We start from the raw sequence: 26,958 nt of genomic DNA on the forward strand, positions 1-26,958 counted from the left end.
TGCGTCAAAAGAAGGTCGCAGTGCCATGCCAACAGCTGGACGTCTTGCCGGTGCCATCGTTTTCGCCCTTTTCGGGTGGTACCTTGGTGGTGTTTCGATTGAGTTTTTCCCGGAGTCCAATGCACCCGATTATTGGCTGCCGGCCAGCGCATTTATCAGTCTGATCATCGGTTGGAAAATCTGCGGCAGTCGTGCGGGCAACGGCTATAACCCGGCCATTGGCGTTGGGCTGACGTGCGGTTTCGCAATGGGTTTTTGCCTTTTATTTGTTGTCGCTTTCAACCAGATGATCGTGAATGCGACGCGGTTGCGCTATGATGGCCCGATGGACGCTTTGGTGGATGTGTTCAACCTGATGCTGGAATTCGGGCAATTCTTCTATGACATCCCCTTAATTGCGACATTGCTGATTGGTGCGGTCATCTGCGCGTGGTTTGCCGAATTCTTTGGTCAGCGTTACCCGTAAATCATGGATATTTTTGTGTATGGGACGCTGCGGTCGCAGGGCCTAATGGCTGCTGTGGCAGGTGGTGAGACGGGAAGCGCAGTCCCCGCGACTCTGCCACACGTTCGGGTGTGTCGTGTCGCGGGAAACGTCGTTCCCTTTATCGCATCTGAGGCAGACAGCGTCGCTGAAGGTCTGATCTTTGAAAATCTGTCTGATGCGCAATGCCAGCGCCTTGATCTTTATGAGGGGGCCTTTGGGTATACGTTGGAAGATGTCACGGCCGATTCTGGTGACGGTCCAAGAGACGTTAAATGCTACATCCCGCCAGCTGGTCTGACGGCGGACCCGGGGGATTGGTCGCTGGCGGAGTGGGAGAAAGATCATCTTGCCCCCGCACTTTTGGCCGCGACAGAGCTTTTTGCGCACGATCCGCTGCCATCTCAGGCCCAACTTCGCGCGATGTGGCCGATGATCGAGGCGCGTGCATGGTCCAAGCACCGTGCTGCCAAGACACCAGCGACGCGAAGATTTGCGCCCGGTGCGGGTGATTTTGTCGTGAAAAATTCGGGTCGGCCTGCCGGACAGTTCTTTCGATTTCAAAGCGTTGAAGTCTCTCATCGGACGTTTTCAGGCGATCAGTCTGATACCCAAGTGCGCGAGGGTTTCATCGGCATTGATGCGGCGATTGTGCTACCATACGACCCGGTGCGCGACCGTGTGCTGTTTGTTGAACAGGCGCGCCTTGGCCCGCGGTTGCGATTTGATCCGAACCCCTGGGTGCTGGAACCGGTTGCCGGGATCATTGACGCCCGCGAGACACCACAGCAGACAGCTTTGCGCGAATGCAAAGAAGAAGCAGCGATAGAGATTGACAGGCTGGAACCTGCCGGGTCGTTCTACGCTTCACCTGGGTCCACCACGGACTATTTTTACACCTTCGTGGGTTTATGCGATCTGCCTCGGACGGGGACGTACTTAGGTGGATTACCCGACGAGGGAGAAGATTTGCGGCTTCATACGATGGGGTTCGATGAAGCGCTGGCACTTGCCGATAATGGCGAGATCAATGTCGGCCCGGCGCTATTTTTGTTGCATTGGCTGTTGCGCCACAAGGACCGTTTGACTTGATGTCAGCCGGGTGCGGTTCTAAACAGATATAATAGAATGAAAGGCCTGCTACATGACAATCAAGAATGATCTTGCGGAGGCCGTTGGCAACACACCTTTGATCAAGCTGCGGGCCGCCTCCGAGGCTACGGGATGTACTATTCTCGGTAAAGCGGAGTTTCTTAACCCGGGCCAATCGGTCAAGGATCGCGCTGCCCTGTTCATGATCAAAGACGCTATCGCGCGGGGTGATCTGAAACCCGGGGGCACGATTGTCGAAGGTACGGCAGGCAATACTGGCATTGGGTTGGCGCTGGTTGGTGCCTCCATGGGATTCAAAACGGTTATCGTCATCCCCGACACCCAAAGTCAGGAAAAGAAGGATATGATCCGTGTGGCGGGCGCGCGTCTGGTTGAAGTGCCGGCTGTCCCGTTTGCCAACCCCAACAACTACGTGAAATACTCTGCCCGATTGGCCGTAGAGCTGAACAAGACTGAACCAAATGGCGCAGTTTGGGCAAACCAGTTTGACAATACGGCCAACCGCCAGGCCCATATCGAAACGACAGGTCCCGAAATTTGGGACCAAACCGACGGAAACATCGACGGCTTCACCTGTGCGTGCGGGTCGGGGGGGACCTTGGCAGGGGTCGCGACGGTTTTGCAGCCTAAAGGCGTGAAGGTTGGTTTGACAGACCCGGATGGTTCGGGGCTCTACAAGCTTTATACCGACGAAGTGCCGCCAGCCGGTAACTCGATCAGTGAGGGGATCGGGCAAGGTCGGATCACGGCAAATCTTGAAGGCTTTAGCCCAGATTTCACCTACAAGGTGCCCGATGCCGAAGCTTTGCCGATCATCTTTGATCTTTTGCAGAACGAAGGCCTTTGCATGGGCGGATCCACGGGGATCAATATCGCCGGTGCGATGCGATTGGCCCGCGACTTGGGCCCTGGACACACGATCGTCACGATCCTTTGTGACTACGGGACACGCTATCAGTCGAAGATCTACAATCCGGCCTTCTTGCGTGACAAAGGATTGCCGGTTCCTGCCTGGATAGAGGCAGAGGTGAACGTGCCGACGGTGTTTGAGGACGAATGACCCGCCACCTCTTCGCCATCCTATTATGTGCGTGTTTCGTGGTGTTGGCACCGGCGAGCATGGTCGCCCAGGAGGCAGAAACTCCGATCACTGACGCGGCCGAAGACTTTGTTGTGCAGGGCGACGCTGAAGCGGTCGATGATGGTTTTGAACGGCTTGCACGGCGCGCGGAAGAACTGGCGAGCAAAGATAACGCATCTGCCTTTGCTGTCAGTAGGTTACGCGCCGAACTTGTTGTGTGGCGCGATCAATTCTTTGCTGAGACCACGGTGAATTCTGGACGGCTCGCGACGGTTGATGCGCAAATGGCAGCGTTGGGGCCGGCTCCTGAAAGCGGCGAAGAGGCGGAGGCGGTTGCAGCACGTCGTGCGGCGCTCGAACAACAACGTCTTGACTTGATTGCACCCCAGCTGCTGGCACAAGAGGCGTTTGCGCGTGCGAATGGACTTATCGGCGAATTTGACGCGCAATCTTTACAACAGCAGGCCGACGCGCTGACGGTTCGCGGACCTTCACCTTTGAACCCCACACATCTGGCAGCAGCCGTCACGGCCTTTTGGGGATTGATCGAAATCATCGGTGTTGAGACCGTAGCAGGACTGAGGGTCCGTATGGAGTCAGGTCAGTTCGGACAAGTCCTGCCGCGTGCGTTGGTCTTGCTGATTGTTGGGGTTGGTCTTTTGGGTGCGGGTCGGCGGCTGGTCACGCGGTGGCGGGGGCAGTTTGCGGCCCGGACCAGCTATTGGCGTCCGCTCGTTCTGTTTTTGCTGTCATTGGTGCAGATCATCGTACCGCTGGTCGGTTTGCTTGCACTGACCGAAGCGCTGCAATCGCTTGATATCTTTGGGCTTCGCGGTGGTGACGTTGTCGGTGCTATCCCTGTTGCTGGCGCATTTGTCATTTTTGGATGGTGGTTGTCGCGGCATATTTTTCCTGCTGGCGCTGCCGCTGGCTATCTTGAATATGACGCGCAGACCCGGGCGTCGGGGCGACGCTATAGCAGCGCTATTTCGTGGGTTCTGGCCTTTGGCGCGATTGCTGGCGCGGGCTTGCAAACAATGGATATGTCGCCGGGCGCGCAGGCCGCGTTTGCATGGCCTGTGCTTGCTGTGCTGGGTCTCTTATTTTGGTGTCTTGGACGTGTGATTGCAACAAAGCCGAAAGAGCGTGACGATGCCGTTGTCTCGGCTGGTCGGATGCGGGGCTTGATTGGCAGATTTTGCACCGTGGTCGCGATTGTGGCGCCATTGATCGCGGCCTTCGGGTACGCGACCGCAGGGGTTGCCTTGTTGTCTCCGTCGATCTTGTCCGTCGCCCTGATCGGTGTTCTTTTCTTGCTGCAACGGATCGTGCAAGACATGGCGCAACCCAAAGAAAGCGACGACGACTATCGCGGCATTTATGCGCTGATCCCCGTGTTTGTGGCCTTTGTGCTGTATTTATTAAGCTTGCCGATCTTTGCGCTGATCTGGGGCGCGCGTGTCAATGACTTGACCGAAGTCTGGGCACGGTTCCGCGAGGGGTTTGCGATTGGGGAAAGCCGGATTTCACCAACTGATTTTCTGACTTTCGTCGCGGTATTTGCCGTTGGGTATGTCTTGACCCGCTTCATACAAGGTACGCTGCGCAAATCGGTCTTGCCGCGTACAAGGTTGGATCTGGGTGGGCAAAACGCGATTGTTGCCGGTTTTGGATATGTTGGCATTATTCTTGCGGCGCTGATTGCCATCACCAGTGCGGGCATTGATCTGTCAAACCTTGCAATTGTAGCTGGTGCATTGTCCGTCGGGATCGGCTTTGGTCTGCAAAATATTGTGTCGAATTTTGTTTCGGGGATCATTTTGTTGATTGAACGACCGGTTAGCGAAGGTGACTGGATCGAAGTGGGTGGTCAAATGGGCTATGTTCGCGCGATCTCGGTCCGCTCGACGCGGATCGAGACGTTTGACCGCACGGATGTGATTATTCCCAACGCCGATTTGGTCAGCGGGCAGGTGACAAACTGGACACGTGGTAATTTGGTTGGGCGCGTGATCGTTCCTGTCGGGGTGGCGTATGGCAGTGATGTCGACAAGGTCACCGAAATACTGCGCGGCATAGCGGAAGCGCACCCGCTGGTCGTGATGTCGCCGCCGCCTGCGGTGCTGTTCCAGGGGTTTGGTGCAGACTCGCTTGATTTTGAAATCCGCGCGATCTTGCGCGACGTTAACTATGTTTTGGTCACAAAGTCCGAAATGAACCACGAGATTGCCAAGCAATTTAGCGCTGCCGGCATTGAAATACCTTTTGCACAGCGTGATATCTGGCTGCGCAATCCAGAAGTATTGAAGGATATACCCGCGCCATGACCGAGCTGATGTTCCGCGATGACCCCTATGCGAAGGAAGCCAAGGGCAAAGTGATCTCCATCACGTCTGAGGGTGGGATCGTAACGAATGGGACGGTCTTCTATCCCACGTCGGGTGGTCAGCCGGGTGATAGTGGAACGCTCCGGTGGGATGGTGGCGAAATTGAGATTGCGACGACCGTGAAGGGTGAGGGGGACAGCATTGTGCTTGTTCCGGCAGAGCCTGCTGGTTTGCCCGATGTGGGCCAAGAGGTGACGCAGATACTGAACTGGGACCGCCGGTACCGCCATATGCGCGTGCACACGGCGTTGCACCTGTTGTCGGTGATCATTCCGTTGCCGGTGTCTGGCGGGTCCATTGGGGCCGAGAAAGGGCGGTTGGACTTTGATATGCCCGACGCGCCCGAGGACAAAGCGGCCCTCGAAGACGACCTAAATCGACTGATTGGCTGCAACATGGCTGTGACCGAGGAGTGGATTACAGAGGCGGAACTTGATGCGCAGCCTGATTTGGTCAAAACGATGTCTGTGCAACCACCGCGTGGCAGTGGTAAGATTCGCCTCGTGCGGATCGGCGTTGGGGCGGAAACTGCCGATCTTCAACCATGCGGCGGTACTCACGTGTCAAACACGCAAGAGATTGGACGCGTTCGTATTGGCAAAGTCGAAAAGAAAGGCCGTCAGAACAGGCGCGTCTATCTGCATTTGGAGTAGTGACTTGCGTACCGTTTCGATAATCACCGCTGCTTTCATGTGCCTCGCGCATCCCGCCACGGCAGAGAGCTATGCAGGGTGCAGCGCCGGGCAATCCCGGACCATAGCTGATGCGATTGCCACGGCCAAAGATTTGACCCTAAAGGCCGCTGTCGCAGTTGGGGACGACAACGACTTTCAACGCTGGTTTGGGGACTATTCGCAGGCCAATGCCGAAGAAGTCCGTACAAGCCTAAAGGCTATCGTAACAGCCTTGCGCGGTGGCGGCGTCACTGCACAGTGTCATACGATCTCTGATGATGGGTGCAGTGCTGGTGAATATGCTTGGGTCTTTTCGGATGAGCCATATTTGATGCATCTGTGCCCCTCATTTTTTGACCTGCCGCCGCTGACCGCATTGCAGCCTGGGGACCGGCGCAGTGACAACGGAACCCGTGAAGGTACGATCATTCACGAGGTGTCGCATTTCCGACTGGTTGCCGACACGGATGACCATTGCTATTCGCGGATCGACTGTTCTCGGATGGCGCAAGATGATGCGCGGCGCGCAATCGAAAATGCGGACAGCTATCAGTACTATACTGAAGATGTGACCTACTACGCCCGCCAACCGCTGGCAGACAAGCCACCGCCAGCACCGCGCGCCAACCGCTAGTCCCGTGTCAGGTCCTGGCCAAAGAGATCGCGCTCGATCGGTTGGTCGAGCATTTTTTCGGACTCAGGCAGACCTTCGCGCGACAATAGCACCGCAAAGGGGCGCAGGCCGGGAACATGGCTGCAAACCACCATCATCATCACCATGATTGGCACCGATAGGAACATTCCCGGGATCCCCCAAACAGCGCCCCAAAAGGCCAGTGACAGGATAATACCAAAGGATGACAAGCGCAGTGCGCGACCCATCAACATCGGATCAATGATGCTCCCGTTTATGAATTGGATGATGCCTGCGATGCTGAACACAGCCAATGTTGTTGTCGGGTCACCCAGCTCAACATGGGCAACAAGCGCGATCAATGCAGTCGCGATGATGGACCCAATGTTGGGAATGAAATTCAGCACAAACGTCAGAATCCCGATGGATGTCGCAAGCTCAATGTCGAACGCACGGGCCAGAACATAGATCATCGCGCCTGTGATCGCACTGATCACCGTCTTGACCAGAAGATAATAGTTCACCCGGTGAATGATGGATTGAATAATCTTGCCATTGCGCTCTGCCTGCGCTTCGTCTCCCGAGAGGCTGAGCAGTTTAGTCTGGAACCAGATTCGTTCCGCGAACAGAAAGCCGACGAACAGGATCACCAGCACCGTTGCTTGCATGATGCCGCTTGCCTGACTGGCGGCACCGCGCAGATAGCTGGACACATCAACCGAACGCAAAGCATTTGATATCGCCAACTGGCTGTCATCGCCCAACCATGTAAACAGCGAAGCCACAGCTGATGGTGCCCGATCGGCATAAGAAAGTGTTGTCACCAACACAGTGTTGACCTGCGCAAGCAAGATAGAGGTCAAGATGAGCAGGGCTGTGGTGATGATGCCCATCGCCGCAATGCTGGCCAATGCGTTTGGTACCCGAAAAGGCCCAATGCGTTGCCGCGCAATCACATTGATCACATCACTTGTCAGACTGAAAAGGATAATGGCCGTCGCCAACGAGATCAGCACAAACCGCGCCTGAACCAATAGGAAAAGCACGACGGCAAACGCAATGATAACAAGCGCCCCTGTTTGCACACGGGTTGTTTTGCTTGGCCTTTCAGCTTTGCCGGTTTTCGGCGGATCATGCAGCATGGGCGTTGCGGTCTCTTGTCATCGAAGTCTCGTTTGTAGGGCGGGCAGGGGGTGGCCGTAAAGAGGCCTCACAAACATATGTGTGGGGTCTTGCATTGGCAGGGCAGATAAGGCTAAACGCACGCCACGGACAGGTGGCCGAGTGGTCGAAGGCGCACGCCTGGAAAGTGTGTAGGCGGGAGACCGTCTCCAGGGTTCGAATCCCTGTCTGTCCGCCACTCCTTTGTAGCTGTAAGCGCCAGTTCGTTTGTCGGTTACCATTGCGTGTTCGTTCCTGCTTAAGCTGATATTAAACTCAAACGCCCACAACGGCCCAAACTAGACACAAATGTTTGAGGTCATTATGGCGTCACTACCTGCTATTCAGCTGTCACGAAAACTTCCGGCAATTATCGGAATCCTTTGCATTGCAGCGAGTGTCAGCATTGCTGTCGTTGGGTACCTTGATTTCAGAGCCGCGGTGACGCAAGACGCCCGCAAGAATTTACGCGTGCTCACAGAAAGTCGGGGTGCTGCACTTTCAGCATGGTTTGCGAACATCGACAGCGATGTTGCTTCGTTTGGCACCGATCCCAGTTTCGTGGCCGCGATCGGGTCGTTCTCAAGCTCTTACAACCTTATGATTGACAGTGCTGGCTTGCAGGCCGCCTATATCACGGAAAACCCAAACCCGGTTGGCGAGAAAGACAGGCTCGATCAGGCCGAAGGGTCGGTCCCGTATCATTTTCAACATGGTCAATATCACCCGTATTTTCGGCAGATCAAAGATGCGGCTGGATACTATGATGTATTCCTCTTCAACCTCGATGGCGATTTGGTTTATTCGGTATTTAAGGAAACAGACTATGCGACAAATTTTGTTGATGGACCTTATGCTGACAGCGGGCTTGGTCAGGCATTTCGACTAGCTGTAAATGGAACCGCGGGAAGTACCTATTTCGCTGACTATGCGCCGTATGCGCCGAGCGGTGGCGCGCCGGCATCGTTTCTTTCGACACCTGTTGTTGGCGGCATGGGCGAGATTATTGGCGTTGCGGCTGTCCAGATGCCCACCGACCAGATTAACGCCATAACGGCTAGTTTGACTGGGCTGGGTACGACAGGCGATGTCTATGTTGTGGGTCCCGACCTGACGACCCGCAGCGCATCGCGTTTCGACCCGGAAGGCGCGGTGTTGCGTGATGTGTCAGATTTGGAAAAGGCCCAGGCTGTTCTGGACATGGGGGCGTCCTTTGATGATGAGGCCACCGGTCTGGACGGTGCATCGGTGTTGGCGAAAGGTCTGACGCTTGATGTATTCGACGTGCAATGGGCCGTTATTGCAGAAATGGAGCTGGCGGAGGTGGAGGCCCCGGTCATACGGGTCCGCAACAAGATGATTGCGATCACATTGGCGGTTGCAGGGATCGGGGCATTTCTGGGCTGGTTGACTGCGCGGTCTGTTGTGAACCCCCTTGCTGCTCTCGGAGCGTCGATGAAAAGCGTATCGGAAAAGCACTACAATGTTGATCTTGTTGAAAAAGATCGTGGTGATGAAATAGGTACCCTGTTCATCGCGTTGGAGGAGTTTCGCGACAAGCTGCAAGCATCGGATGCGGCAGAAGAGGATCGACAAGCCTTGCAAGCCAAGCAGGTTCAGGTTGTCAATCGATTGAGCGTCGCGCTTGGGAAACTGGCCGACGGTGATCTGAAGCAAACCATCACGACGCCGTTTCACGGAGAGTATGATCAATTGCGGCAGGACTATAATCGCACCGTAGAAAACCTGAACGAAACGATTGGGTCAGTTGTTATTAAGGCGGGGTCCATCCGGCAACGGTCTGATAACATGAGTAAATCATCAGACGACCTGTCGCGGCGCACTGAAAATCAAGCGGCAACCCTGGAGCAAACCGCAGCCGCGTTGGATGAGCTGACCGCAAGCGTCAAATCGGCGGCGGACGGTGCGCGCCAGGTCAAAGAGGTCGTTGGCAGTGCGCGCCAGGATGCCATTGACAGCGAACCCGTCGTGACAAATGCTGTTTCAGCAATGACCGAGATTGAAAGTTCATCCGAGGAGATTTCTCAAATCATCGGTGTGATCGACGACATTGCATTTCAAACCAACCTTCTGGCTCTCAATGCAGGCGTAGAGGCGGCGCGAGCAGGTGAAGCAGGCCGTGGCTTTGCGGTGGTCGCGTCCGAAGTCCGTGCCCTTGCGCAACGGTCGTCTGACGCCGCAAAACAGATTAAGGGTCTCATTGGTGAAAGTTCCGGACAGGTCGAACGTGGGGTCAGCCTGGTTGGACAGGCCGGTGAGGTACTGACAAAAATTGCAGGTCATATCAACCATATCTCTGATCTTGTTGCTGAGATTGCATCAGGTGCAGAGGAACAGTCCATCGGGTTGGGTGAAATCAATATTGGTGTCACCCAATTGGACAAGGTAACCCAGCAAAACGCTGCAATGGTCGAAGAGGCGAGTGCGGGAAGTCATGCGCTGAACAGCGACGCTGCTGAAATGACCGATCTGGTTACCCGGTTTCAGCTCAAGCATGGTGCCGGCGCGGCGACGACGGTCGTCGACGATGTTGCCCAATTTGTCCCGAAACCAGCCCGCGAGCCAATTGTTGCAGATCCGGCACCGCTGCCAGCAAAACGTCAAATCGCAGCGACAGGTGGCAGCGCGACTGCCGCCAGTGAAAACATCTGGCAGGACTTCTAGACTGGCTGCGCGGGCAGCGATTGATGGCACGCGTGTCTACGTCTTTGACCGACGGTTGGCCGTGACGAAGATGCGCATCAGATCTGCAACACATGCCTGATCAGGCTAAGGACGCAAGCAAAATCAGGCTCGACGGTGGTGCCGCTGTTCAGATCCGGGGACCCGCAGATTGAGCGCAGCTCATTGTGATCAGCCTGCGCGCAGCAGTCCCGAATGAAGGTGGTGCAATTTTATCGTTTTCGGTGATGTCTGCGATAGGAAGGCGTATTTGGTGCATGCTTCTGAACGTCACAGAGGGCGGTGCATCGGGTGTGAACTGATAACCCGTCCCAATAGTCATCGCAGCCCAGATCAAAGCGCAAGGTCGGCCATCAAGGCATCCTTGCTGTACGCGGCCTTGGCGGCAGTTCGTTTGACGCGACCCTGTTCAATGACGACGAAATCGTCTGCGATCCTGTAGGCAAAATCAGCGTTTTGCTCGACAAGGACGATCGCCATCTCACCCTGGTTTCGCAGTGTTCTTAACGCCTCACCGATTTGTTGGATGACATTGGGCTGAATGCCTTCTGTTGGTTCGTCCAGCAGCAACACCTTTGGCCGTGTGATCAGAGCCCGCGCAATCGCCAATTGTTGCTGCTGTCCACCCGACAAATCCCCCCACGGCGCGACTGCATCTCTTTCAGGACAGGGAAGAGTGTGAAGATCAGATCCGGGATATGGTGATCCGTCTTGGGTAGGCAGGCAAAGCCGGTTTCCAGATTTTCCAGCACCGTCATCATCGGAAAGACCTCGCGGCCTTGCGGCACGTAGGCGATGCCTGCGCGCGCCGCGTGGTAGGCGGAGGTTAGTTGTACTGCTGCGGCATCAACAGATGCGATCCCGGCTGTGATCGGGTGCCGTCCTGAGATAGCTTTCAGCAGGCTGGTCTTGCCCACGCCGTTGTTGCCCATCACAGCGGTGATCTGGCCGGCTTGGGCATCAAGTGATACATCAAAGAGGATCTGGCTCTGACCATATTTGAGGTCGATATTTTTTGCTTCAAGCATGCGCGCGCCCCAAGTAGACGTCGATGACGGTTTGGTTCGATGTCACGTGATCCAAGCTGCCCTCGGCCAAGACGGAACCTTCATGCAGCACAGTCACCTTGCAATCCAGACGGCGCACAAACTCCATGTCATGTTCAACAACGACGACGGCACGCGTCTTGGCGGCCTCCTTCAAGATATCAGTTGTCTTTTCACGCTCTTCCGGTGTCATCCCGGCGGCCGGTTCGTCAACCAACATCAGGCGCGGTTCCTGAGCCAGCAGCATGCCGATTTCAAGCCACTGCTTTTCGCCGTGGCTAAGCTCACCTGCCACACGGGTCAGGCTGTTGGACAGGCCAATCTGCTCGGCCACGGCCTCGATCCTGATAGCGTTGGTTTTGGTCTTTTTATGCATCAGAACGGCGAATGGTCCACGTGGTGTCTTTAGGGCCATTGCAAGGTTTTGGCGCACGGTCTGCGCCTCAAACACGGTCGGCTTTTGAAATTTTCGCCCGATCCCCTCACGCGCGATTTGGCTCTCGGACATTCCGAGTAATGAGATATTCCGGTCCCCCCATATCACCTGACCCTCATTGGGCTTTGTCTTACCCGTGACGATGTCCATGAATGTTGTCTTTCCCGCACCATTTGGCCCGATAATCGCCCGCAATTCTGTCGGCGCAAAGTTGATCGACAGGTTGTTGATGGCTCGGAACCCGTCAAAGGTAACGCTGACACCAGACACCTCTAGCAGCATGCTCATTGTGGTTTCCTCACCAAATAATCAAAGAGACCGCCGATGCCTTTGGGGAAGAACAGCGTAACTGCGACGAAGGAAACGCCGAGCAGCACCAGCCACCAGTCTGTCCATTGGATCACATAGAACCCAAGGTTGATGTCGGGGGCGCCGCCGCCGGTGAACCAGCTTGAGAGCAGTGAGACAAAGGCCGCTCCGATGACCGCCCCGTACAGTCGCCCACGTCCGCCGATAGCGACCCAGACAGCCAGGTAGATTGATGCGATCGGTGCAATCTCTCCGGGGTTGATGATGCCTGCTTGCGGGTAATAAAGCGCGCCAGCGATGCCCGCGACAACGGCGGTGGTCGTGAAGATAAACAGTTTATAGCTTTCCACATGGTAGCCCAGAAAGCGCACGCGAGCTTCGTTATCGCGGATACCTTTGACGACGCTGCCCATCTTGCCCGACACGATCCACGCAAAGAATACATATCCCGCTCCCAGCGCCACAGCAGAGGCGATGAAAAAGATGATGGAAACAGTTGCTTGGCTGACGTCTTGATATCCGGGGATATTCTGCAGTCCGGACAGGCCGTTGTTGCCGCGCAAACCGCTGTCGTTCTGGAACAAGTAAAGCGCAAGGGCCAGCGTCATCGCTTGCGTCAGGATCGACAGGTAAACCCCCGTGACGCGGCTACGGAACGCCAGCCAACCAAAAACCAGCGCCAGCAAGCCCGGCACCAGTACCACCATCAAAAGTTGGAGGAACAGGCTGTCCGCGAAACTCCAGATCAGCGGGAATTCCGAACTGCCGACAACGCCGAAAATCTGGTTGCCGATGGCATCCGATACCTCTTGCGGGGTGGGCGGGATGGGCTGCCCGGCAAGGCTTTCGATTACGATTCCTTCTGTGCGGGCATACATCAGCCACATGCCGATGGCATAGCCACCAATCCCAAAGAACGCGAAATGCCCTAGTGACAGGATTCCACAATAACCCCAGACGACATCCATCGCGATCGCAACGAGGCAAAGACACAGGGTTTTGCCCAGCGTTTTCACGAATGAGGTTGAGATCAGATCAATCCCTGTCACCTCAGACATCAGCGTGACCGCGACGGTAAAAACAGCGAGGATCGAAATAAACCAAAGCACGGATGGGTTTTGGGCAAGGAATGATCTTTGCATGGGTTTAATCCGCCGCCGCACGGCCTTTGAGGGCGACAATGCCCTTGGGCCGGAATTGAATGAATAGGATGATAAACAGGATCATATAGGTCTGGGCCGCGAGCGTATTGGACGGGTTCAACCATTCGATCCCTTTTTGCAGGAAGCCGATCAGCGATGCGCCCGCAAGCGTGCCCCAGACGTTGCCAACACCGCCAACCACGACGGTCATGAAGCTTTGCACGATGTAGTCTGCTCCCATCTCGGACGTGACCTTGGCATAAAGCCCGATGGCCACACCCGCGATCCCGGCGATGCCGGACCCAAGGCCGAAGGTCAGCATGTTGATCTTGTCAGGGTTGATCCCCATAGACGCCGCCATACCGGGGTTTTGGGTCACAGCGCGCACCTCTAGTCCCAGTCGGGTGCGTTTGAGCACGAAAAGGATGAGCGCCAGGAAAATCAGTGCCATGACGAAAATCGCGATACGGATATAGCTGATGGCGATCACATCGTTGAACACCAACGCCCCATCCAGCCATTCTGGCGATGTCAGCGGGCGGGCTTGGGTGCCAAAAATGTTCTTGGCCAGCTGTTGTAGCGCGATAGAAATACCAAAGGTCGCAAGCAGGGTTTCCAGCGGGCGATGATATAGATGGCGGATCACGGTGCGTTCCATCAACACGCCCGCACCAAAGGTGATAGCAAAGGCCAAGGGCAGGGCGATGATGATCGACAGCGTATAATCGGGGACGAATTGCTGTACGACAAAGCCGGTATAGGCACCCATCATGATGAACTCACCATGGGCCATGTTGATCACGCCCATGACGCCGAAGGTGATGGCAAGGCCGATGGCGGCAAGAAAGTAGATCGAGGCAAGCGACAGGGCGTCGAGGCCAAGATCAACGCTTTGGCTGAAGCTTACTTTGGTCTCAATGGCGGTCAGAGCCGTGCGCGCCGCGTCGGTGACGGCCGGGTCAGGCTCGGCGTATTGCACAAAGAAACTATGCGCGGCGATAGCGTCGGCCTGTGTCGTTTCATCGACGCGGGGCGGGACGATGTCATCTGCGGCAAGCAGGTCGTAGGCCAGCGCGCGGGCGGCATCGGTGCCAAGGGTCGCGACTGAGATGCCCGCCACGGCGTCCCCATCAATGTTAGCGATCAGCGCATCGCGGATCTGTGTCGCCGTGATTAAAGGGGCTGCGAGGTCTGCCAGAACAAGGCGGGTGTAGGCTTCAGTCTCGGTCAGGTCCTCGCCCACGATCAGCATTTGCGCGACGTTGACGTCGTCGGCGATCGTCGGTGCCACGGTTTCAGAGCTTGCAAGAATGGTATTCAATACAGCACGCACATCTACGGACAGATCACCAGACAGCGCCTCAATCGCGGCAACCCGCGCGTCTGTTGTGTCAGCAAATAGCGCGCCCAACATGCCTGCAAGGCGGGCTTTGGTTTCCTTCAACGCGTCATCGGGTTCGCCTTCTATTGACGCAGTCAACGGCGCCAGTTGGCTGGCGTCCATGCTGCGTTCAATCGCTTCAACCGCCGCTTGGCGTTTGGCAATGTCGGGGTCAGATAATTGGAACTGCACCAGTGCGTCGCCAATGGCGCGTCGCACACCACCGTTTGGGCGAGACTCGGTCAGATCGTCGTCGCTGGCAGTCAGGGTTTCGCCGGTGTCGAGGTCTTCCAAGGTAACAGTGTCGCCGTCTTCCACCATGCGGAAAAACAACCCGTCGTTGTCACGTTGTACGATCTCGCGGTCGCGCCAGCTTTCCAGAAAGGGCAGGGCCTGTGGCAGCCCGCTGGCGACCAGATCCTCCAGTACCACACCGACACTACGGCGTCCGGGTTGCAGGACCTCGTCCTGGTGGGTTTGCAGAATGTCTTGAAGGGATTGCGCTGACACCGTTGCAGGAAGGGTCAGCAAGAGCGCGAGCGCTAGTGATAGCAGTCGAAACATGGGTATTCGGGCCGATCTGTCAGGCAGCAGATTGAGCGGGGCACAAGGGCGCCCCGCTCTGTTTGAGGTTTAGTAGTTCGAGGTCAGCTGGACGCAGGTCTCGGTCTCGGTGTTGTACATACCGCAACCCAATTCCTGCCAGTCCGACTTCAAGATCGCGGATTCTGGCAGATAGTCTGTCCAAGCATCACCCGGCACTTCGGCTGTCTGGCTGATGATGTCGAACTGACCGTCGGCTGTGATCTCACCGATCAGCACAGGTTTGGCGAGGTGGTGATTGGGCAGCATCACCGCGGTACCACCGGTCAGGTTCGGGAATTCCTGCCCGTACATCGCTTCGCGGACTGCATCGACGTCTGTCGTGCCTGCCTCTGTCACCGCATTCACCCACATGTTGAAGCCGATAAAGTGGGCCTCCATCGGGTCATTGGTCACACGCTCTTCGCCCATCTTGGCTTTCCATGCTGCGACCCATTCGTCGTTCAGGTCGGACTCAGCGGATTGGAAATAGTTCCAGGCGGCGAGGTGACCGACAAGGTCAGATGTATCCAAACCGGACAGTTCTTCTTCACCAACCGAGAAGGCAACAACCGGGATATCATCGGCCGAGATGCCGGCAGCAGCTAGCTCCTTGTAGAAGCCAATGTTGGCGTCGCCGTTGATGGTTGAGATCACGCCGACCTGCTTACCGTCGGCACCAAGGGCGACAACGTCAGCCACGATTGTGGCCCAGTCGGAGTGACCGAAAGGTGTGTAGTTCACAAAGATGTCTTCGGCAGGAATGCCGTTATCCTGAAGGTAGGCCTCCAGAATGTTGTTCGTCGTGCGCGGGTATACGTAGTCTGTGCCCAGCAACGCGAATTTCTCAACACCAAGTTCTTCAAGGAAATAGTCCGTTGCGGGGATCGCTTGCTGGTTTGGTGCTGCTCCAGTGTAAAACACGTTGCGCGAACTTTCTTCGCCCTCATACTGCACAGGATAGAACATCAGCCCGTTCAACTCTTCCAGAACAGGCAGGGCCGATTTGCGGCTCACAGATGTCCAGCTGCCGAAAATCACGTCAACTTCGCTGACGGTCAGCAATTCGCGCGCTTTTTCTGCAAACAGCGGCCAATCAGAGGCAGGGTCAACAACGACTGCTTCAATTTCGCAGCCCAAAAGACCGCCTGCCGCATTCTGGTTCTCAATCAGCAGCTCCATCGTATCCTTCAGCGTTGTTTCGGAAATCGCCATTGTCCCGGAGAGTGAGTGTAGAACACCCACCTTGATTGGATCAGCACATTCAGCGGCAGCAATCGCGGTGGTGCCAAGCAAGGCCGTCAAAGCAAAAGCAGTGGTTTTCATAGTCATAGGTCGTCGTCCCCATTGTCGCTGCGGGTCGTTGATGCGGCGCGGCTGCGCTTTCCAACGGCAAGTCAACCAAGATAGGGTGAACCCGCAACAGTGATGTTGTAGTCGCGTGGCGGAGTTGATCTGCCAAGACGGTCCGTCGCGCGACGTCGAAACTCTTTTTCGAGCACGCACAACGGACGCCATTGTCTGAAGATCGGCAAGAGTATCTGCCGCTTCGGAAGGCAAAGCAGCGGCAACCGCTCAATAAGTTGCCTAATTTTTGGAATTATGCCCGATTTGTGATCGCTTTGAAGACGTGAATCGCAGAAAACGATACAATCTCTGCGACAATTTTCGGCAGCATCTATGCGCGACGCAGCTCACTTTTCCAAAGTTTGGGGTGATTTGGCTCCGACGGTAGGGATCGAACCTACGACCAATTGATTAACAGTCAACTGCTCTACCGCTGAGCTACGTCGGAACACTCGCGCCCATATAGCAACGCGATTCCGGGACGTCTAGGGGGTTTTATGCTGTTTGTGCGAAAGTTCTGTTTGCGAAGTCAGGGCAAAGCGTGCGGCCGTCGACAGATGCGGTGTCGCACTGACTTGTCCGCGCTGATGCAGGTCTATGAGATGGGCAAAGACGTTACGTTCCGCAGCACCAAGAAGGGCGGCGGGGGCATCTGTGTAGATGGCCTGCGTCACTGCGCCGATTGTCTCTTTTCCGTCTGCAAGGACCGCCAAGATTTGCGCCTCGCGGGTGGTGCGATGGGCGATGAGCCATTCGATACGTGCCTTCGGATCCGTGATGGGCGCACCATGTCCGGGATAGTAGATGTCTGCGTCAACCGACTTCAATCGCGCGCAAGACGCCATGAAATCGGTCAGATCGCCATCAGGCGGAGAGACCAGCGAACTGGCCCAACCCATGACATGATCGCCTGTAAAAACTGCCCCGTTCCAGCAAAAACACAAATGATTTCCGATATGGCCGGGGGTATGCAGAACGGAAACCCGACCCCAGGTCTCTTCTATGATGTCGCCATCGCGTAGTAGATGATGTGGTTTAAAACTGTGATCGATACCTTCACCACCGCCAGCAAGGCCATCTTTGGATAGGGCCGTCATGATCTTGCTGCGGCCCGCCGCGCTGTCACCAAATGCATAGATCGGCGCGCCTGTCCGGTCGGACAGTTCAGATGCCAGCGGTGAATGGTCAACATGGCTATGTGTCAGCAGGATATGAGAAACCGGGCGGTCATCAATGGCCGACATAAGCGCCGCCAGATGCCTGGGATCATCCGGGCCGGGATCGATGATAGCAAGATCACGTTGACCAAGAATGTAACTGTTGGTGCCAAGGTATGTCATTGGCGAAGGGTTTGGCGCCAGCACAAGCGACAGGTCTTGTGCCAATTCTAGCGGCTGTCCGGCGACGGGGGCGAAATCAATCATCACATACGCTTTCCGTTTGCGATTAAGGCAGCTAGCGTAGCGCCATGTTCTTTGGCTGGCTCAAAAATTATATGCCGCGCGGGATTTATGCCCGCGCCGCGCTTATTTTGATCCTGCCCATTTTGTTTCTGCAACTGCTTGTCTCTGTCGTATTTATCCAACGCCACTTTGACGGTGTCACGCGCCTGATGACAAGTGCGGTCAATATTGAGCTTCGTTTTCTTGTTGATACTGCGAATTCAGAGACCAGTCTGGACGCCGCGCGTAGTGCCGTGGCCAAGATCAGCGGTCCGCTCCAAGTCGATACGGTTCTTCCGGCAGATGATGTCATCCCGGTCGACATCAAGCCCTTCGTCGATCTGACAGGTGCAATGGTTATCGACACATTAAGGGGCGGGATCAGTGATGTTCTTGCGGTCTCACTCAGTGATCGAAGCCGCGTCGTAGTCTGGGCGCAGACCCAGCATGGTCCATTGCGCATGGAGTTGCGACGGCGACGTGTTTCGGCGTCGAACCCGCACCAACTGCTGGTAATCATGGTTGTGCTGGGTGGTCTTATGACAGCAATCGCCTATTTCTTCCTGCGCAACCAGTTGCGACCCATCAAGCGCATGGCGCGGGCCGCGGCGGACTATGGCAAAGGGCGGATCACGCCTTTCACCCCAACCGGTGCAGTTGAAGTCCGCGCGGCTGGTATGGCCTTTCTTGAAATGCGCAACAGGTTAGAACGCCAGACGCAAAGTCGCACGCTGATGCTGTCCGGTGTCAGTCACGACCTACGGACACCTTTGACACGCATGCGCTTAGGACTTTCACTGCTTGATCCGGAAGATGCAGAACCGCTTGCCCATGACGTAGACGATATGGAACGTCTGTTAGACGCATTTCTTGATTTTGCCCGAAGCGATGCAAGTGACAGTCTTGAGCCTACGAAGCCATCAGACATCGTTCATGGCGTTCTTGCAGACGCCAAGCGTATGGAACAAGACGTGACACTTGCGGGCATCGAAGGGTCGGACGAACCGGTTGGCTTGCGTCCACTGGCCATCAGGCGGGCCTTGGACAACTTGGTTGGCAATGCTCTGCGCTATGGCAATAAGGCCGAAATCGGGGTCAGCGTGACTGACCGCGCCGTACGCTTTTGGGTGGAAGATGACGGACCCGGCATACCGCCGGAACGGTATGACGACGCGCTGAGCCCGTTTGTCAGGCTCGATCCTGCGCGCAATCAGGACAAGGGCAGTGGTGTCGGCTTGGGGTTGTCGATTGTTGCTGACATCGCGCGAACACATGGTGGCGTGTTGCGCTTGGGCGAAAGCACCAGGCTGGGCGGATTGAAAGCAGAAGTTGTTCTTGCGCGCTAAGGAATAGCATAAAAATCAGTCAGTTATGTGTCTATGATCGTCAGTGTCGCACGGCGGTCATGAATTTATTGCGGTGCGGTTGCTTTGCTGTAGGGTAACCGAATGACAGACAATATGACGTTTTTCGATGAGATGCTGGGCGGCGATGGCCCCCGGCCACCATACGAGGCATATCAAGGCTGGTTCGCGGGTCAGGACAACACACGACTTGCGAACAAGGCCCAAGAGGCAGAGGCCTTTTTTCGTCGAACTGGGATTACATTCAACGTCTATGGCCAGGCAGATGCGGAAGAGCGATTGATCCCATTTGATCTGGTGCCGCGTATCTTGTCGAACCGCGAATGGGTAAAGCTGTCGAAGGGCATTGATCAACGGGTCCGTGCGATCAACGCGTTCCTGCATGATATCTATAACAGACAAGAGATTTTGCGGGCGGGTGTCGTCCCGATTGAATTGATTGCTAAGAACGAAGCTTTTTTGCCGCAGATGATTGGGTTCAGCCCGCCGGGCGACATCTACACCCACATTGTCGGCACCGACATTGTGAGAACGGGACAAGATGATTTTTATGTTTTGGAGGACAATGCCCGCACCCCATCCGGTGTCAGCTACATGCTCGAAAACCGCGAAACCATGCTACAGATGTTCCCCGAGCTGTTCAGCAAGATCAAAGTGCAACCGGTCAGTGACTACCCCAAAAGCCTGCGCCAATCCTTGGCCGCCAGTGCACCGGCGTCGTGTGAAGGGCGCGCCTGCGTGGTTGTGTTGACCCCCGGTATTCACAACTCGGCCTACTATGAGCACAGTTTTTTGGCCGACCAAATGGGTGTGGAACTGGTCGAGGGACATGACTTACGTGTTGTTGACGGGCATATCGCAATGCGCACGACACGCGGATACAAACGTATCGACGTGATTTACAGACGCGTTGATGATGACTTTCTTGATCCGCTGACGTTCAACCCAACGTCGATGTTAGGGGTCCCGGGGATCATGGACGTCTACCGCGCTGGTAACATCACGATCGCGAATGCCCCCGGAACCGGTATCGCGGATGACAAAGCGATCTATAGCTACATTCCCGATATTGTTGAATTTTACACCGGTGAGCGGGCGATACTAAAGAATGTCGAGACGTTCCGCTGCTCTGAACCGGACATGCTGGCTTATGTACTGGATAACCTCGCCGATCTTGTGGTCAAAGAGGTGCACGGATCAGGTGGTTACGGAATGTTGGTCGGCCCAGCGGCGAGTAAGAAGGAACTGTCAGACTTTGCCGCGAAGCTGAAAGCCAATCCCGGAAATTACATCGCCCAGCCAACGCTGTCACTTTCGACCGTTCCCATCTTTACGCAAGCCGGGCTGGCGCCGCGCCATGTGGACCTGCGCCCCTTTGCGTTGATGTCGCCCCATGGCGTGAACATCACACCGGGTGGCTTGACCCGCGTTGCATTGACGGAAGGGAGCCTTGTGGTGAACTCCAGCCAAGGCGGCGGCACCAAGGACACTTGGATATTGGAAGACTAAGATGCTGGGAAAAACCGCAGGTGGTCTTTATTGGATGTTCCGGTCGCTTGAGCGCGCGGAAAACACTGCGCGTCTGGTTGAGGCGGGGTTTCGTATTGCGTTGACCCGGTCAACCGGTGCTGAGGCTGAGTGGAAATCGGTTATCGCCACCTCTGCATCGCAGGCGGCCTACAGCGCAAAATACAGCCACTACGACAGCGAGTCTGTGGTTCATTTCTTGTTGCAGGATACAGACAACCCCAGTTCGGTACTATCGGTGATCAAATCGGCGCGTGACAACGCCCGGTTGGTTCGGACCGGCCTCACTTCAGAAGTTTGGACCAGTGTGAATGAAACCTGGATGGTATTGACGCAATTGCTGAAAGATCCAATCCCGCAGACAGAACTGCCCGCTGCACTTGCGACGATCCGGGCGCAATCCGCTGTTGTGCGGGGCGCGCTGCACGGCACGATGTTGCGCAACGATATCTATGATTTTTGCAGGTTGGGCACATTTGTAGAGAGGATGGACAGCACGGCGCGGATCATTGACGTCAAATACTATTCTTTGCTACCTGCACCGTCGTTTGTCGGCAGTCGTCTTGATAACGTACAGTGGGAAACCATCTTGCGCTCAGTCTCTGCGCATCGTTCGTTCCGCTGGGCCGTAGACGGTGATTTCACGGCCCCCGCAATTGCCAATTTCCTGATCTTGGATGGGCGTATGCCGCGTTCGTTACGCTTTTGTGCCGGTAAGCTGGTTGATAATCTAGGATACCTTGGCCTCGACGATGATACGCCAAAACAGTCATTGCTGATGGCTGAGAAACTTTATGCAAGACTGAAGGATCGCGACGTATCGTCGATATTCGAAGAAGGGCTGCATGAGTTTTTGTTAAGCGTTATCAATGATAACGCTAGCATCGGTCTTCAGATTGAGCAGGATTACAGGTTTAACAACTGATGCAACTTCAAATTAGTCATACGACCACCTACCGCTATGATCAGCCTGTAGATTACGCACTGCAAAAGGTCCGTCTGCGGCCCCAGCGTGTTGCGGTGCAGGATGTTCTGGATTGGGACATTGCGATTTCCGGCGGCCAGGTAGAGACACATTATACTGACCACTACGGCAATCACGTTGATCTGGTGAACGTTGACGTGGGCGCGACACAGGTCACCATTACAGCAAGCGGTACGGTACAGACCAACGACGCAACCGGTGTTTTGGGGAAAGTTTATGGCCGCGCACCCTTGTGGCATTTTCAACAAGAAACAGATGCGACGACGGCCGGTGCAGGGATACGCAAGTTGGGCGATGGGACTGCACAGGCAAGCGATCGGATCAGCGCATTGCATGGGTTATCAGAGCGCATACTCGCAGCAGTCCCCTATGAAACCGGGCGTACGGGTAGCCAGACCCTTGCAGAAGAGGCTTTGAGCATCGGCGCGGGCGTGTGTCAGGATCATGCGCAGATTTTCATCGCCGCGGCGCGGTCTCAGGGCATACCGGCGCGCTATGTCAGCGGATACCTGATGATCAATGACCAGATTGAGCAAGAGGCCACACATGCCTGGGCAGAGGCACACGTCGATGGGTTGGGTTGGGTCGGTTTTGATGTGTCAAACGGTGTTAGTCCGGACGAAAAATATGTCCGGATTGCTGTTGGCCGTGACGCGCGTGACGCTGCCCCCACGGAAGGCCTACGGATGGGCGATGCACGCGAGCAAATGATTGTATCCCTACAGGTTCAGCAGTAAGCAGAGCGCAAGAATATCTTCAGGTAAATTCACATGACGTATTGCATTGGGCTCAAGCTGAACAACGGTCTGGTTTTCATGTCCGACACGCGGACCAGTGCGGGCGTGGACAATTTCGCGGTCAGCAAGAAGATGTTCACATGGGAAGTGCCCGGTGAACGTATGATTACTGTGATGACAGCAGGTAACCTGGCAACAACCCAGTCCATGATCAGCCTTCTGGAAGAGCGCTCAAAGGCAACCGAAGAACGTGATCCCAGCATTTTACAAGAAAAGACGATGTTTCAAGTGGCGCGTCTTGTTGGTTCGACGCTGCGAGAGGTGATCGACGATACGACGAACGATGGGCAGCTGAAACAAGATCAATTCTCTGCATCTGTGATCGTCGGTGGGCAGATCAAAGGTGGTAAACCTACGGTTTTCCTTGTTTATCCGCAGGGTAACTTCATTGAAATCACAGATGACACGCCGTTCTTTCAGATCGGTGAAACGAAATATGGTAAACCTATTCTTGTGCGGGCTTATGATCCGGAGATGAACTTTGAAGAGGCGATAAAACTCTTGCTGGTCTCCTTTGACTCGACTGTAAAATCAAATCTTTCCGTGGGCTTGCCGTTTGATCTTCAAGTATACGAGGCGAATAGTTTTGCCGTTGGCATGCAAAGACGGATTGAGGATAGTGATCCAATCTATCAGGCGATTTCAGCGGGTTGGGGTGACGCGCTCAAAAGCGCTTTTCAGCAACTGCCAGCTTACAAGATCTAGGTCAGACTATTCGCGGTGACGTATCCGTGAAATTCAGCGATTGCGTGCATGTCCGGGTCGCGTTCGCCAAACCCGCGAACATCAGGCACCATGCGCTCTTTCATCGGTTCGAATTCTTTCAGCGCGTGATATCAAAGCGGCATGACATAAAGGATACTGCCACGAGCATCGGCGCCGATAAGATCATACCAGCCAGCGGTTCGACGTCAGGGTTATTCCAGTCAAGAAGGGGGCACGATTTGCCGACGCCGCCACCTTGCAGGAAACCCGCCATAACAGCACAGGCACACCAATAACCCGGCGTGCCGCGCACCGGGCCAACAAGTGGGTTGCCATCAGGCGAAAAGGTAAAAGCCCCATTTACCCGGGTCTTAACCCCAACATCCTGCAAGGCAGGGTAGCGTTCAAAGCCAAGGATCAACTCCTTCTCGATGCGATCTGGATCCTCTTGTCGCAGCTCGAACCCATAGTCCCATGGCGCGCCATCCATGTTCCAATGCTGGTGATCAACCTCGTAGATGCCCAGCAGAATACCCTTCTGGTCCTGTCGCATGTAGGTGAAGCCTTTAAGGTCCACGGTCATAGGGACTTCGAAATCGAGTTCTTTGAGTTCGGGGATAGCGTCCGAAATCAGATAGTGATGGTTCAAAGGGCTAACCGGCAGTTCGATCCCAGCCATGCGCCCGACCTGCTTGGCCCAAAGACCTGCGGCATTGACCACATGTTCGGCGTGGATCGTGCCTTTCTCGGTCACAACGTCCCAGCCATCCGCTGTTTGGTTTAGCTCCAGCACGCGGTTATGCTCAGTCACCTCAGCCCCATGTTTTTTGGCAGCGCCGGCATAGGCATGCACCGTGCCCGTTGTATCGATATATCCTTCACGGTCCGCCCACATCCCACCTAGAATGCCGTCGGTGGACATAATCGGACAAAGTTCCTTTGCCTCGGCAGGTGTAATCAGACGGCAATCATCAATTCCGATGGATTGAAAAGTCCGATAAGCGGATTGCAACCATTCCCAACGATCGGGCGTTCCGGCGAGGGTGATCCCGCCCGTCATATGCAATCCGATGTTTTGACCCGACTCAGGAATTATCGACGGTAAATTGTTGCGCGTGGCGATATCGAACAGCTTTGTGGCGTTTGCGGCGGCTGCGATTGCGACAACGCCGTTCGGTCCGTCTTGGCGCATGAGGCCAGCCAGCAGCGAGGGACATGTGGCGGAGAGACAGGGACATTCCACCATATTTCTAAGTCATTGATTTGACTGGGTACTCAAGTGCGAAGATTACTTTGATGTTTCACTTCGTGGCCCACGATGCTCAGATTAGTACAAAGTTGTCAAACGTCATTGGGTTGTAAGCCGAAAGTTGATTGTGGTCTTGCAATGACATATTCGCCAGATGTTAACATAACGTACTGATAAGAAATACTTTTATCCGGATCTATAAAAATGAGATAGATACTGCAACGTACAGAATGCACAGTATCATAGTGAGACAACATACTGCCAAAGCACTTAGTACATATATGTATATAGTCGGCTTATGATACAGTGCGCGTAAGGCTTGAGATACACTAGGGTATTAAAATAGATTATAAGACAGAATGTATATGAAGTATCAATACAGACTTATTACATATGAGTATAGTATAGAGGTCAGAATACATAGAAGTAAGCCTTCGGCATGGGTTGAGACAGATACTGCAATATTAGGGTCATGCGTGATCTGTTGTAACAGTCCATGTATTCTATATGTAGGCAGGTGACATTAATGCCTTATAAATAAGAGACTTAAGCGCAATTAGTTATACATGTGTAGTCGTATTTGTATCCCCTATGTGTTCGCAATCATGTGCATTGGAAAAGAGATAGATACTAGCCTTACAAGCACGTGGACACATATTTAAATGCATAGGCAACTGCGTATAAGGCGGTGGTACAAATGTCCGTGTTAATCAGGTAGGCAATGGGGAAGATCGCGCGTGTGACAGCATAGATACCCGCACGGAAAAATTCACATTTTTTCTTTGGTGCCTTGCTATTGCCTGTTGATTTGCCGCTCTAACGCCTCAATGCGTTGCTCCAAGTCAATTTCACGCTGCCGTGTCGATCTGCAGTCGAATTGATTTGCCTGCAGTTCTGTACAGTTGGAGCGTAGGGTATTCATAGTGTACACTGCTGTTTCATCGCCCGCTTGAGCTGGTCCAACAAGGTACTTTGCAGCCATGTTGAAATCTTGCTCAACACCTTGGCCAAGATAGAACATCATGCCAAGTAATACATGGCCATCGTCAGGACTGTATCGCACGGCCTGAAGAAACCAAAATGCGGCCTCACGGTAGTCTTGTTCAACACCTTCACCCTTGTGGTATATGGAGCCAACGATTTCTGATGCCAGAGGAACGCCGTTCATCGCGTGCGGAGTCAACTCAGTAAGTGCAACGGTGTAGTCACCGCGTTCATAAGCTTCGATGCCAGCGATCATATCCTGGGCATTGCCAGTCGAAGCAACAAGCAAACATGAGACGTGTAATACAACCTTAATCTGCCAAACCAGCCTCTTTGTAACGGCTTCTCTGACTAGGTTGATCGTAGCACCTATCTTTTGGTGCTCTGTGGATCGTGAGCCACCCTTAGTCGTCTTAACTAGGTGCATATAGATAAATCCCAAAATGGTATAATCCTGTTATGGGATTAGCCGATTGCCTGACAACGATCAACAGGCAATCATCTTGACCAAGACACTTCGCTCACCACAGCACATCTTCCTTTGCAAGGAATTAAGAGAGGCGCGTATTGAAGCTGGTTTAACCCAATCATCCCTTGCTGAACGCATCGGTAAGCCCCAGTCGTATGTTGCGAAGGTCGAGACACAAGAGCGTCGTTTGGATGTTGTTGAGTTTACAGGGTGGATGATAGCTTGTGGTGCGCCGGAGAAAATTGCGGTGGTTTTCGAAAACCTGATTTCGCTGTGTGAAGAAGAACGATGAACTAGTCAGATTGGTGGTAAACGGAAGTTAGCTGCAGTCGCAAAACCTCTTTATTTACTTGTGACACGGCTGTTCTTGATGGCCCAGTCAAGCTGGCGCTCTTGCTCTGCAATCCGATGATATTCCACACTGTAAGCGGTCACTTTTCAGAATGTGCAAACTAGGGTTGTGGTGTATGGATTTGGCCGTAATACAAAAAAAGCATAAAAAATAGATGATTAACGAGTATATGTCGCGTATGATGTGATCTGTATTGGACGCATGGCATTTAGAGTGAGCTCAACTTGGACGATAACGGTCGCGAAATTTCACAAGTATCATTTTTCTTGGCCAAGCCGGAAAGCACCTTCGATACGGTTTTTCATAAGGATAAAGAGGGCGATCCAAAGTTCCCCAGTGGGTCTTCACTGCACGAAATTGAAGTCGGAGATGCCAGTTGTCGCTTTGTATACTTCGAAACCAATAGCAAGAAGAATAACCCGAAATGGCTAGATTTCGTAAATACGCAAATCGAAGAAAAGCTGTCCTTTAGCGCGGATAGTAAGAACCCCAACGGATTGCTATTGGTTTCAATAGGTGATCGAGTGAGCTACCCCCGAAATTCGGACACTGACGTAAGCTGCAATTTGTTGTCTGTTGATCTTCAACATGAAGGAGATTGACG

At 54.4% G+C, this 26,958-nt stretch carries 22 protein-coding genes, 2 tRNA genes and 1 pseudogene; 15 read left to right on the forward strand and 10 right to left on the reverse strand.

The features are described 5' to 3' along the window. The first annotated feature begins 25 nt into the window (after positions 1–25). From ACZ1G5_RS17915 to ACZ1G5_RS17940, 6 genes are read left to right on the forward strand one after another with little or no spacing between them, the layout of a single operon-like run. Positions 26–466 carry a TrgA family protein gene (locus ACZ1G5_RS17915; protein WP_472734123.1) on the forward strand — a complete coding sequence of 147 codons (441 nt, stop codon included), beginning with the start codon at positions 26–28 and terminating at the stop codon, positions 464–466. A gap of 3 nt (positions 467–469) precedes the next feature. Beyond that, on the forward strand, positions 470–1,576 hold the full coding sequence (locus tag ACZ1G5_RS17920) for an NUDIX domain-containing protein (RefSeq protein ID WP_472734124.1): 1,107 nt from the start codon (positions 470–472) through the stop codon (positions 1,574–1,576). A 52-nt stretch (positions 1,577–1,628) separates the two neighbouring features. Next, positions 1,629–2,657: a cysteine synthase A gene (locus ACZ1G5_RS17925; protein WP_472734125.1), complete on the forward strand. Its 1,029-nt coding sequence runs from the start codon at positions 1,629–1,631 to the stop codon at positions 2,655–2,657. Then, the gene (locus ACZ1G5_RS17930; RefSeq protein ID WP_472734126.1) at positions 2,654–5,005 is read left to right on the forward strand and encodes a DUF3772 domain-containing protein; all 2,352 of its coding nucleotides are present in this window, start codon (positions 2,654–2,656) and stop codon (positions 5,003–5,005) included. The genes ACZ1G5_RS17925 and ACZ1G5_RS17930 overlap by 4 nt, the downstream gene beginning before the upstream one ends. Beyond that, complete coding sequence (locus ACZ1G5_RS17935; RefSeq protein ID WP_472734127.1) at positions 5,002–5,718, forward strand: alanyl-tRNA editing protein; 717 nt, start codon at positions 5,002–5,004, stop codon at positions 5,716–5,718. The genes ACZ1G5_RS17930 and ACZ1G5_RS17935 overlap by 4 nt, the downstream gene beginning before the upstream one ends. Positions 5,719–5,722: 4 nt before the next feature. Next, positions 5,723–6,373, forward strand: a complete 651-nt coding sequence (locus ACZ1G5_RS17940) for a M35 family metalloendopeptidase (protein WP_472734128.1) — start codon at positions 5,723–5,725, stop codon at positions 6,371–6,373. Here the strand turns inward: ACZ1G5_RS17940 and ACZ1G5_RS17945 are convergent. Continuing rightward, a complete protein-coding gene (locus tag ACZ1G5_RS17945; protein ID WP_472734129.1) occupies positions 6,370–7,515 on the reverse strand; it encodes an AI-2E family transporter in 1,146 nt (381 codons plus the stop codon). The two genes, ACZ1G5_RS17940 and ACZ1G5_RS17945, sit on opposite strands and share 4 nt — an antisense overlap. Positions 7,516–7,643: 128 nt before the next feature. On the opposite strand from ACZ1G5_RS17945, the gene ACZ1G5_RS17950 reads away from it, so the two are divergent. Both ACZ1G5_RS17950 and ACZ1G5_RS17955 read left to right on the forward strand, forming a co-directional pair. Continuing rightward, positions 7,644–7,733, forward strand: a tRNA-Ser gene (locus ACZ1G5_RS17950). 110 nt (positions 7,734–7,843) lie between these two features. Further along, positions 7,844–10,219 carry a methyl-accepting chemotaxis protein gene (locus ACZ1G5_RS17955; protein WP_472734130.1) on the forward strand — a complete coding sequence of 792 codons (2,376 nt, stop codon included), beginning with the start codon at positions 7,844–7,846 and terminating at the stop codon, positions 10,217–10,219. Between the two features lie 351 nt (positions 10,220–10,570). Here ACZ1G5_RS17955 and urtE read toward each other — a convergent pair. From urtE to ACZ1G5_RS17990, 7 genes and pseudogenes are all read right to left on the reverse strand, one after another. Then, positions 10,571–11,265: pseudogene (urtE, locus tag ACZ1G5_RS17960) on the reverse strand (urea ABC transporter ATP-binding subunit UrtE). Beyond that, positions 11,258–12,007, reverse strand: a complete 750-nt coding sequence (gene urtD, locus ACZ1G5_RS17965; protein ID WP_472734131.1) for an urea ABC transporter ATP-binding protein UrtD — start codon at positions 12,005–12,007, stop codon at positions 11,258–11,260. The pseudogene urtE and the gene urtD overlap by 8 nt, the downstream one beginning before the upstream one ends. Continuing rightward, the gene (gene urtC, locus ACZ1G5_RS17970) at positions 12,004–13,170 is read right to left on the reverse strand and encodes an urea ABC transporter permease subunit UrtC (protein ID WP_472734132.1); all 1,167 of its coding nucleotides are present in this window, start codon (positions 13,168–13,170) and stop codon (positions 12,004–12,006) included. The genes urtD and urtC overlap by 4 nt, the downstream gene beginning before the upstream one ends. A gap of 4 nt (positions 13,171–13,174) precedes the next feature. Continuing rightward, entirely contained in the window at positions 13,175–15,115 is a 1,941-nt protein-coding gene (urtB, locus tag ACZ1G5_RS17975) for an urea ABC transporter permease subunit UrtB (protein ID WP_472734133.1), read from the reverse strand. 69 nt (positions 15,116–15,184) lie between these two features. Continuing rightward, positions 15,185–16,465, reverse strand: a complete 1,281-nt coding sequence (gene urtA / locus ACZ1G5_RS17980; RefSeq protein WP_472734134.1) for an urea ABC transporter substrate-binding protein — start codon at positions 16,463–16,465, stop codon at positions 15,185–15,187. Between the two features lie 388 nt (positions 16,466–16,853). Continuing rightward, a tRNA-Asn gene (locus ACZ1G5_RS17985) sits at positions 16,854–16,928 on the reverse strand. Positions 16,929–16,965: 37 nt separating this feature from the next. Then, a complete protein-coding gene (locus tag ACZ1G5_RS17990) occupies positions 16,966–17,904 on the reverse strand; it encodes an MBL fold metallo-hydrolase (RefSeq protein ID WP_472734135.1) in 939 nt (312 codons plus the stop codon). Between the two features lie 44 nt (positions 17,905–17,948). Here ACZ1G5_RS17990 and ACZ1G5_RS17995 point away from each other — a divergent pair, with 44 nt between their 5' ends. The 5 genes from ACZ1G5_RS17995 to ACZ1G5_RS18015 all read left to right on the forward strand — a co-directional run bounded on the left by ACZ1G5_RS17995 (position 17,949) and on the right by ACZ1G5_RS18015 (position 23,300). Further along, on the forward strand, positions 17,949–19,268 hold the full coding sequence (locus tag ACZ1G5_RS17995; RefSeq protein WP_472734136.1) for an ATP-binding protein: 1,320 nt from the start codon (positions 17,949–17,951) through the stop codon (positions 19,266–19,268). A gap of 102 nt (positions 19,269–19,370) precedes the next feature. After that, positions 19,371–20,795, forward strand: coding sequence for a circularly permuted type 2 ATP-grasp protein (locus ACZ1G5_RS18000; protein WP_472734137.1), 1,425 nt, complete (start codon positions 19,371–19,373; stop codon positions 20,793–20,795). 1 nt (position 20,796) lies between these two features. Further along, positions 20,797–21,738, forward strand: a complete 942-nt coding sequence (locus ACZ1G5_RS18005) for an alpha-E domain-containing protein (RefSeq protein ID WP_472734138.1) — start codon at positions 20,797–20,799, stop codon at positions 21,736–21,738. Further along, positions 21,738–22,535 (forward strand): transglutaminase family protein, encoded by a 798-nt coding sequence (locus ACZ1G5_RS18010; RefSeq protein ID WP_472734139.1) that lies wholly within the window; start codon positions 21,738–21,740, stop codon positions 22,533–22,535. The genes ACZ1G5_RS18005 and ACZ1G5_RS18010 overlap by 1 nt, the downstream gene beginning before the upstream one ends. A 33-nt stretch (positions 22,536–22,568) precedes the next feature. Continuing rightward, complete coding sequence (locus ACZ1G5_RS18015; RefSeq protein ID WP_472734140.1) at positions 22,569–23,300, forward strand: proteasome-type protease; 732 nt, start codon at positions 22,569–22,571, stop codon at positions 23,298–23,300. 118 nt (positions 23,301–23,418) lie between these two features. Here ACZ1G5_RS18015 and ACZ1G5_RS18020 read toward each other — a convergent pair whose 3' ends face one another. Together ACZ1G5_RS18020 and ACZ1G5_RS18025 are read right to left on the reverse strand one after the other, a co-directional pair. Beyond that, a complete protein-coding gene (locus tag ACZ1G5_RS18020; RefSeq protein ID WP_472734141.1) occupies positions 23,419–24,492 on the reverse strand; it encodes an NAD(P)/FAD-dependent oxidoreductase in 1,074 nt (357 codons plus the stop codon). Positions 24,493–25,342: 850 nt separating this feature from the next. Further along, the gene (locus ACZ1G5_RS18025; protein WP_472734142.1) at positions 25,343–25,789 is read right to left on the reverse strand and encodes a tetratricopeptide repeat protein; all 447 of its coding nucleotides are present in this window, start codon (positions 25,787–25,789) and stop codon (positions 25,343–25,345) included. Positions 25,790–26,036: 247 nt separating this feature from the next. On the opposite strand from ACZ1G5_RS18025, the gene ACZ1G5_RS18030 reads away from it, so the two are divergent. Together ACZ1G5_RS18030 and ACZ1G5_RS18035 are read left to right on the forward strand one after the other, a co-directional pair. Beyond that, on the forward strand, positions 26,037–26,294 hold the full coding sequence (locus ACZ1G5_RS18030) for a helix-turn-helix domain-containing protein (RefSeq protein WP_472734143.1): 258 nt from the start codon (positions 26,037–26,039) through the stop codon (positions 26,292–26,294). Between the two features lie 284 nt (positions 26,295–26,578). Further along, entirely contained in the window at positions 26,579–26,956 is a 378-nt protein-coding gene (locus ACZ1G5_RS18035; protein WP_472734144.1) for a DUF6119 family protein, read from the forward strand. Positions 26,957–26,958 lie beyond the last annotated feature (2 nt).

It is taken from the genome of Yoonia sp. JB2-21, from assembly GCF_055693545.1.

Coding starts and splice junctions, on each gene's coding strand:
- ACZ1G5_RS17915 (WP_472734123.1), top strand. CDS start 26: ATGCCAACAGCTGGACGTCTTGCCGGTGCCATCGTTTTCGCCCTTTTC.
- ACZ1G5_RS17920 (WP_472734124.1), top strand. CDS start 470: ATGGATATTTTTGTGTATGGGACGCTGCGGTCGCAGGGCCTAATGGCT.
- ACZ1G5_RS17925 (WP_472734125.1), top strand. CDS start 1,629: ATGACAATCAAGAATGATCTTGCGGAGGCCGTTGGCAACACACCTTTG.
- ACZ1G5_RS17930 (WP_472734126.1), top strand. CDS start 2,654: ATGACCCGCCACCTCTTCGCCATCCTATTATGTGCGTGTTTCGTGGTG.
- ACZ1G5_RS17935 (WP_472734127.1), top strand. CDS start 5,002: ATGACCGAGCTGATGTTCCGCGATGACCCCTATGCGAAGGAAGCCAAG.
- ACZ1G5_RS17945 (WP_472734129.1), bottom strand. CDS start 7,515: ATGCTGCATGATCCGCCGAAAACCGGCAAAGCTGAAAGGCCAAGCAAA.
- ACZ1G5_RS17955 (WP_472734130.1), top strand. CDS start 7,844: ATGTTTGAGGTCATTATGGCGTCACTACCTGCTATTCAGCTGTCACGA.
- urtD (WP_472734131.1), bottom strand. CDS start 12,007: ATGAGCATGCTGCTAGAGGTGTCTGGTGTCAGCGTTACCTTTGACGGG.
- urtC (WP_472734132.1), bottom strand. CDS start 13,170: ATGCAAAGATCATTCCTTGCCCAAAACCCATCCGTGCTTTGGTTTATT.
- urtB (WP_472734133.1), bottom strand. CDS start 15,115: ATGTTTCGACTGCTATCACTAGCGCTCGCGCTCTTGCTGACCCTTCCT.
- urtA (WP_472734134.1), bottom strand. CDS start 16,465: ATGACTATGAAAACCACTGCTTTTGCTTTGACGGCCTTGCTTGGCACC.
- ACZ1G5_RS17990 (WP_472734135.1), bottom strand. CDS start 17,904: ATGATTGATTTCGCCCCCGTCGCCGGACAGCCGCTAGAATTGGCACAA.
- ACZ1G5_RS17995 (WP_472734136.1), top strand. CDS start 17,949: ATGTTCTTTGGCTGGCTCAAAAATTATATGCCGCGCGGGATTTATGCC.
- ACZ1G5_RS18000 (WP_472734137.1), top strand. CDS start 19,371: ATGACAGACAATATGACGTTTTTCGATGAGATGCTGGGCGGCGATGGC.
- ACZ1G5_RS18005 (WP_472734138.1), top strand. CDS start 20,797: ATGCTGGGAAAAACCGCAGGTGGTCTTTATTGGATGTTCCGGTCGCTT.
- ACZ1G5_RS18010 (WP_472734139.1), top strand. CDS start 21,738: ATGCAACTTCAAATTAGTCATACGACCACCTACCGCTATGATCAGCCT.
- ACZ1G5_RS18015 (WP_472734140.1), top strand. CDS start 22,569: ATGACGTATTGCATTGGGCTCAAGCTGAACAACGGTCTGGTTTTCATG.
- ACZ1G5_RS18020 (WP_472734141.1), bottom strand. CDS start 24,492: ATGCGCCAAGACGGACCGAACGGCGTTGTCGCAATCGCAGCCGCCGCA.
- ACZ1G5_RS18025 (WP_472734142.1), bottom strand. CDS start 25,789: ATGATCGCTGGCATCGAAGCTTATGAACGCGGTGACTACACCGTTGCA.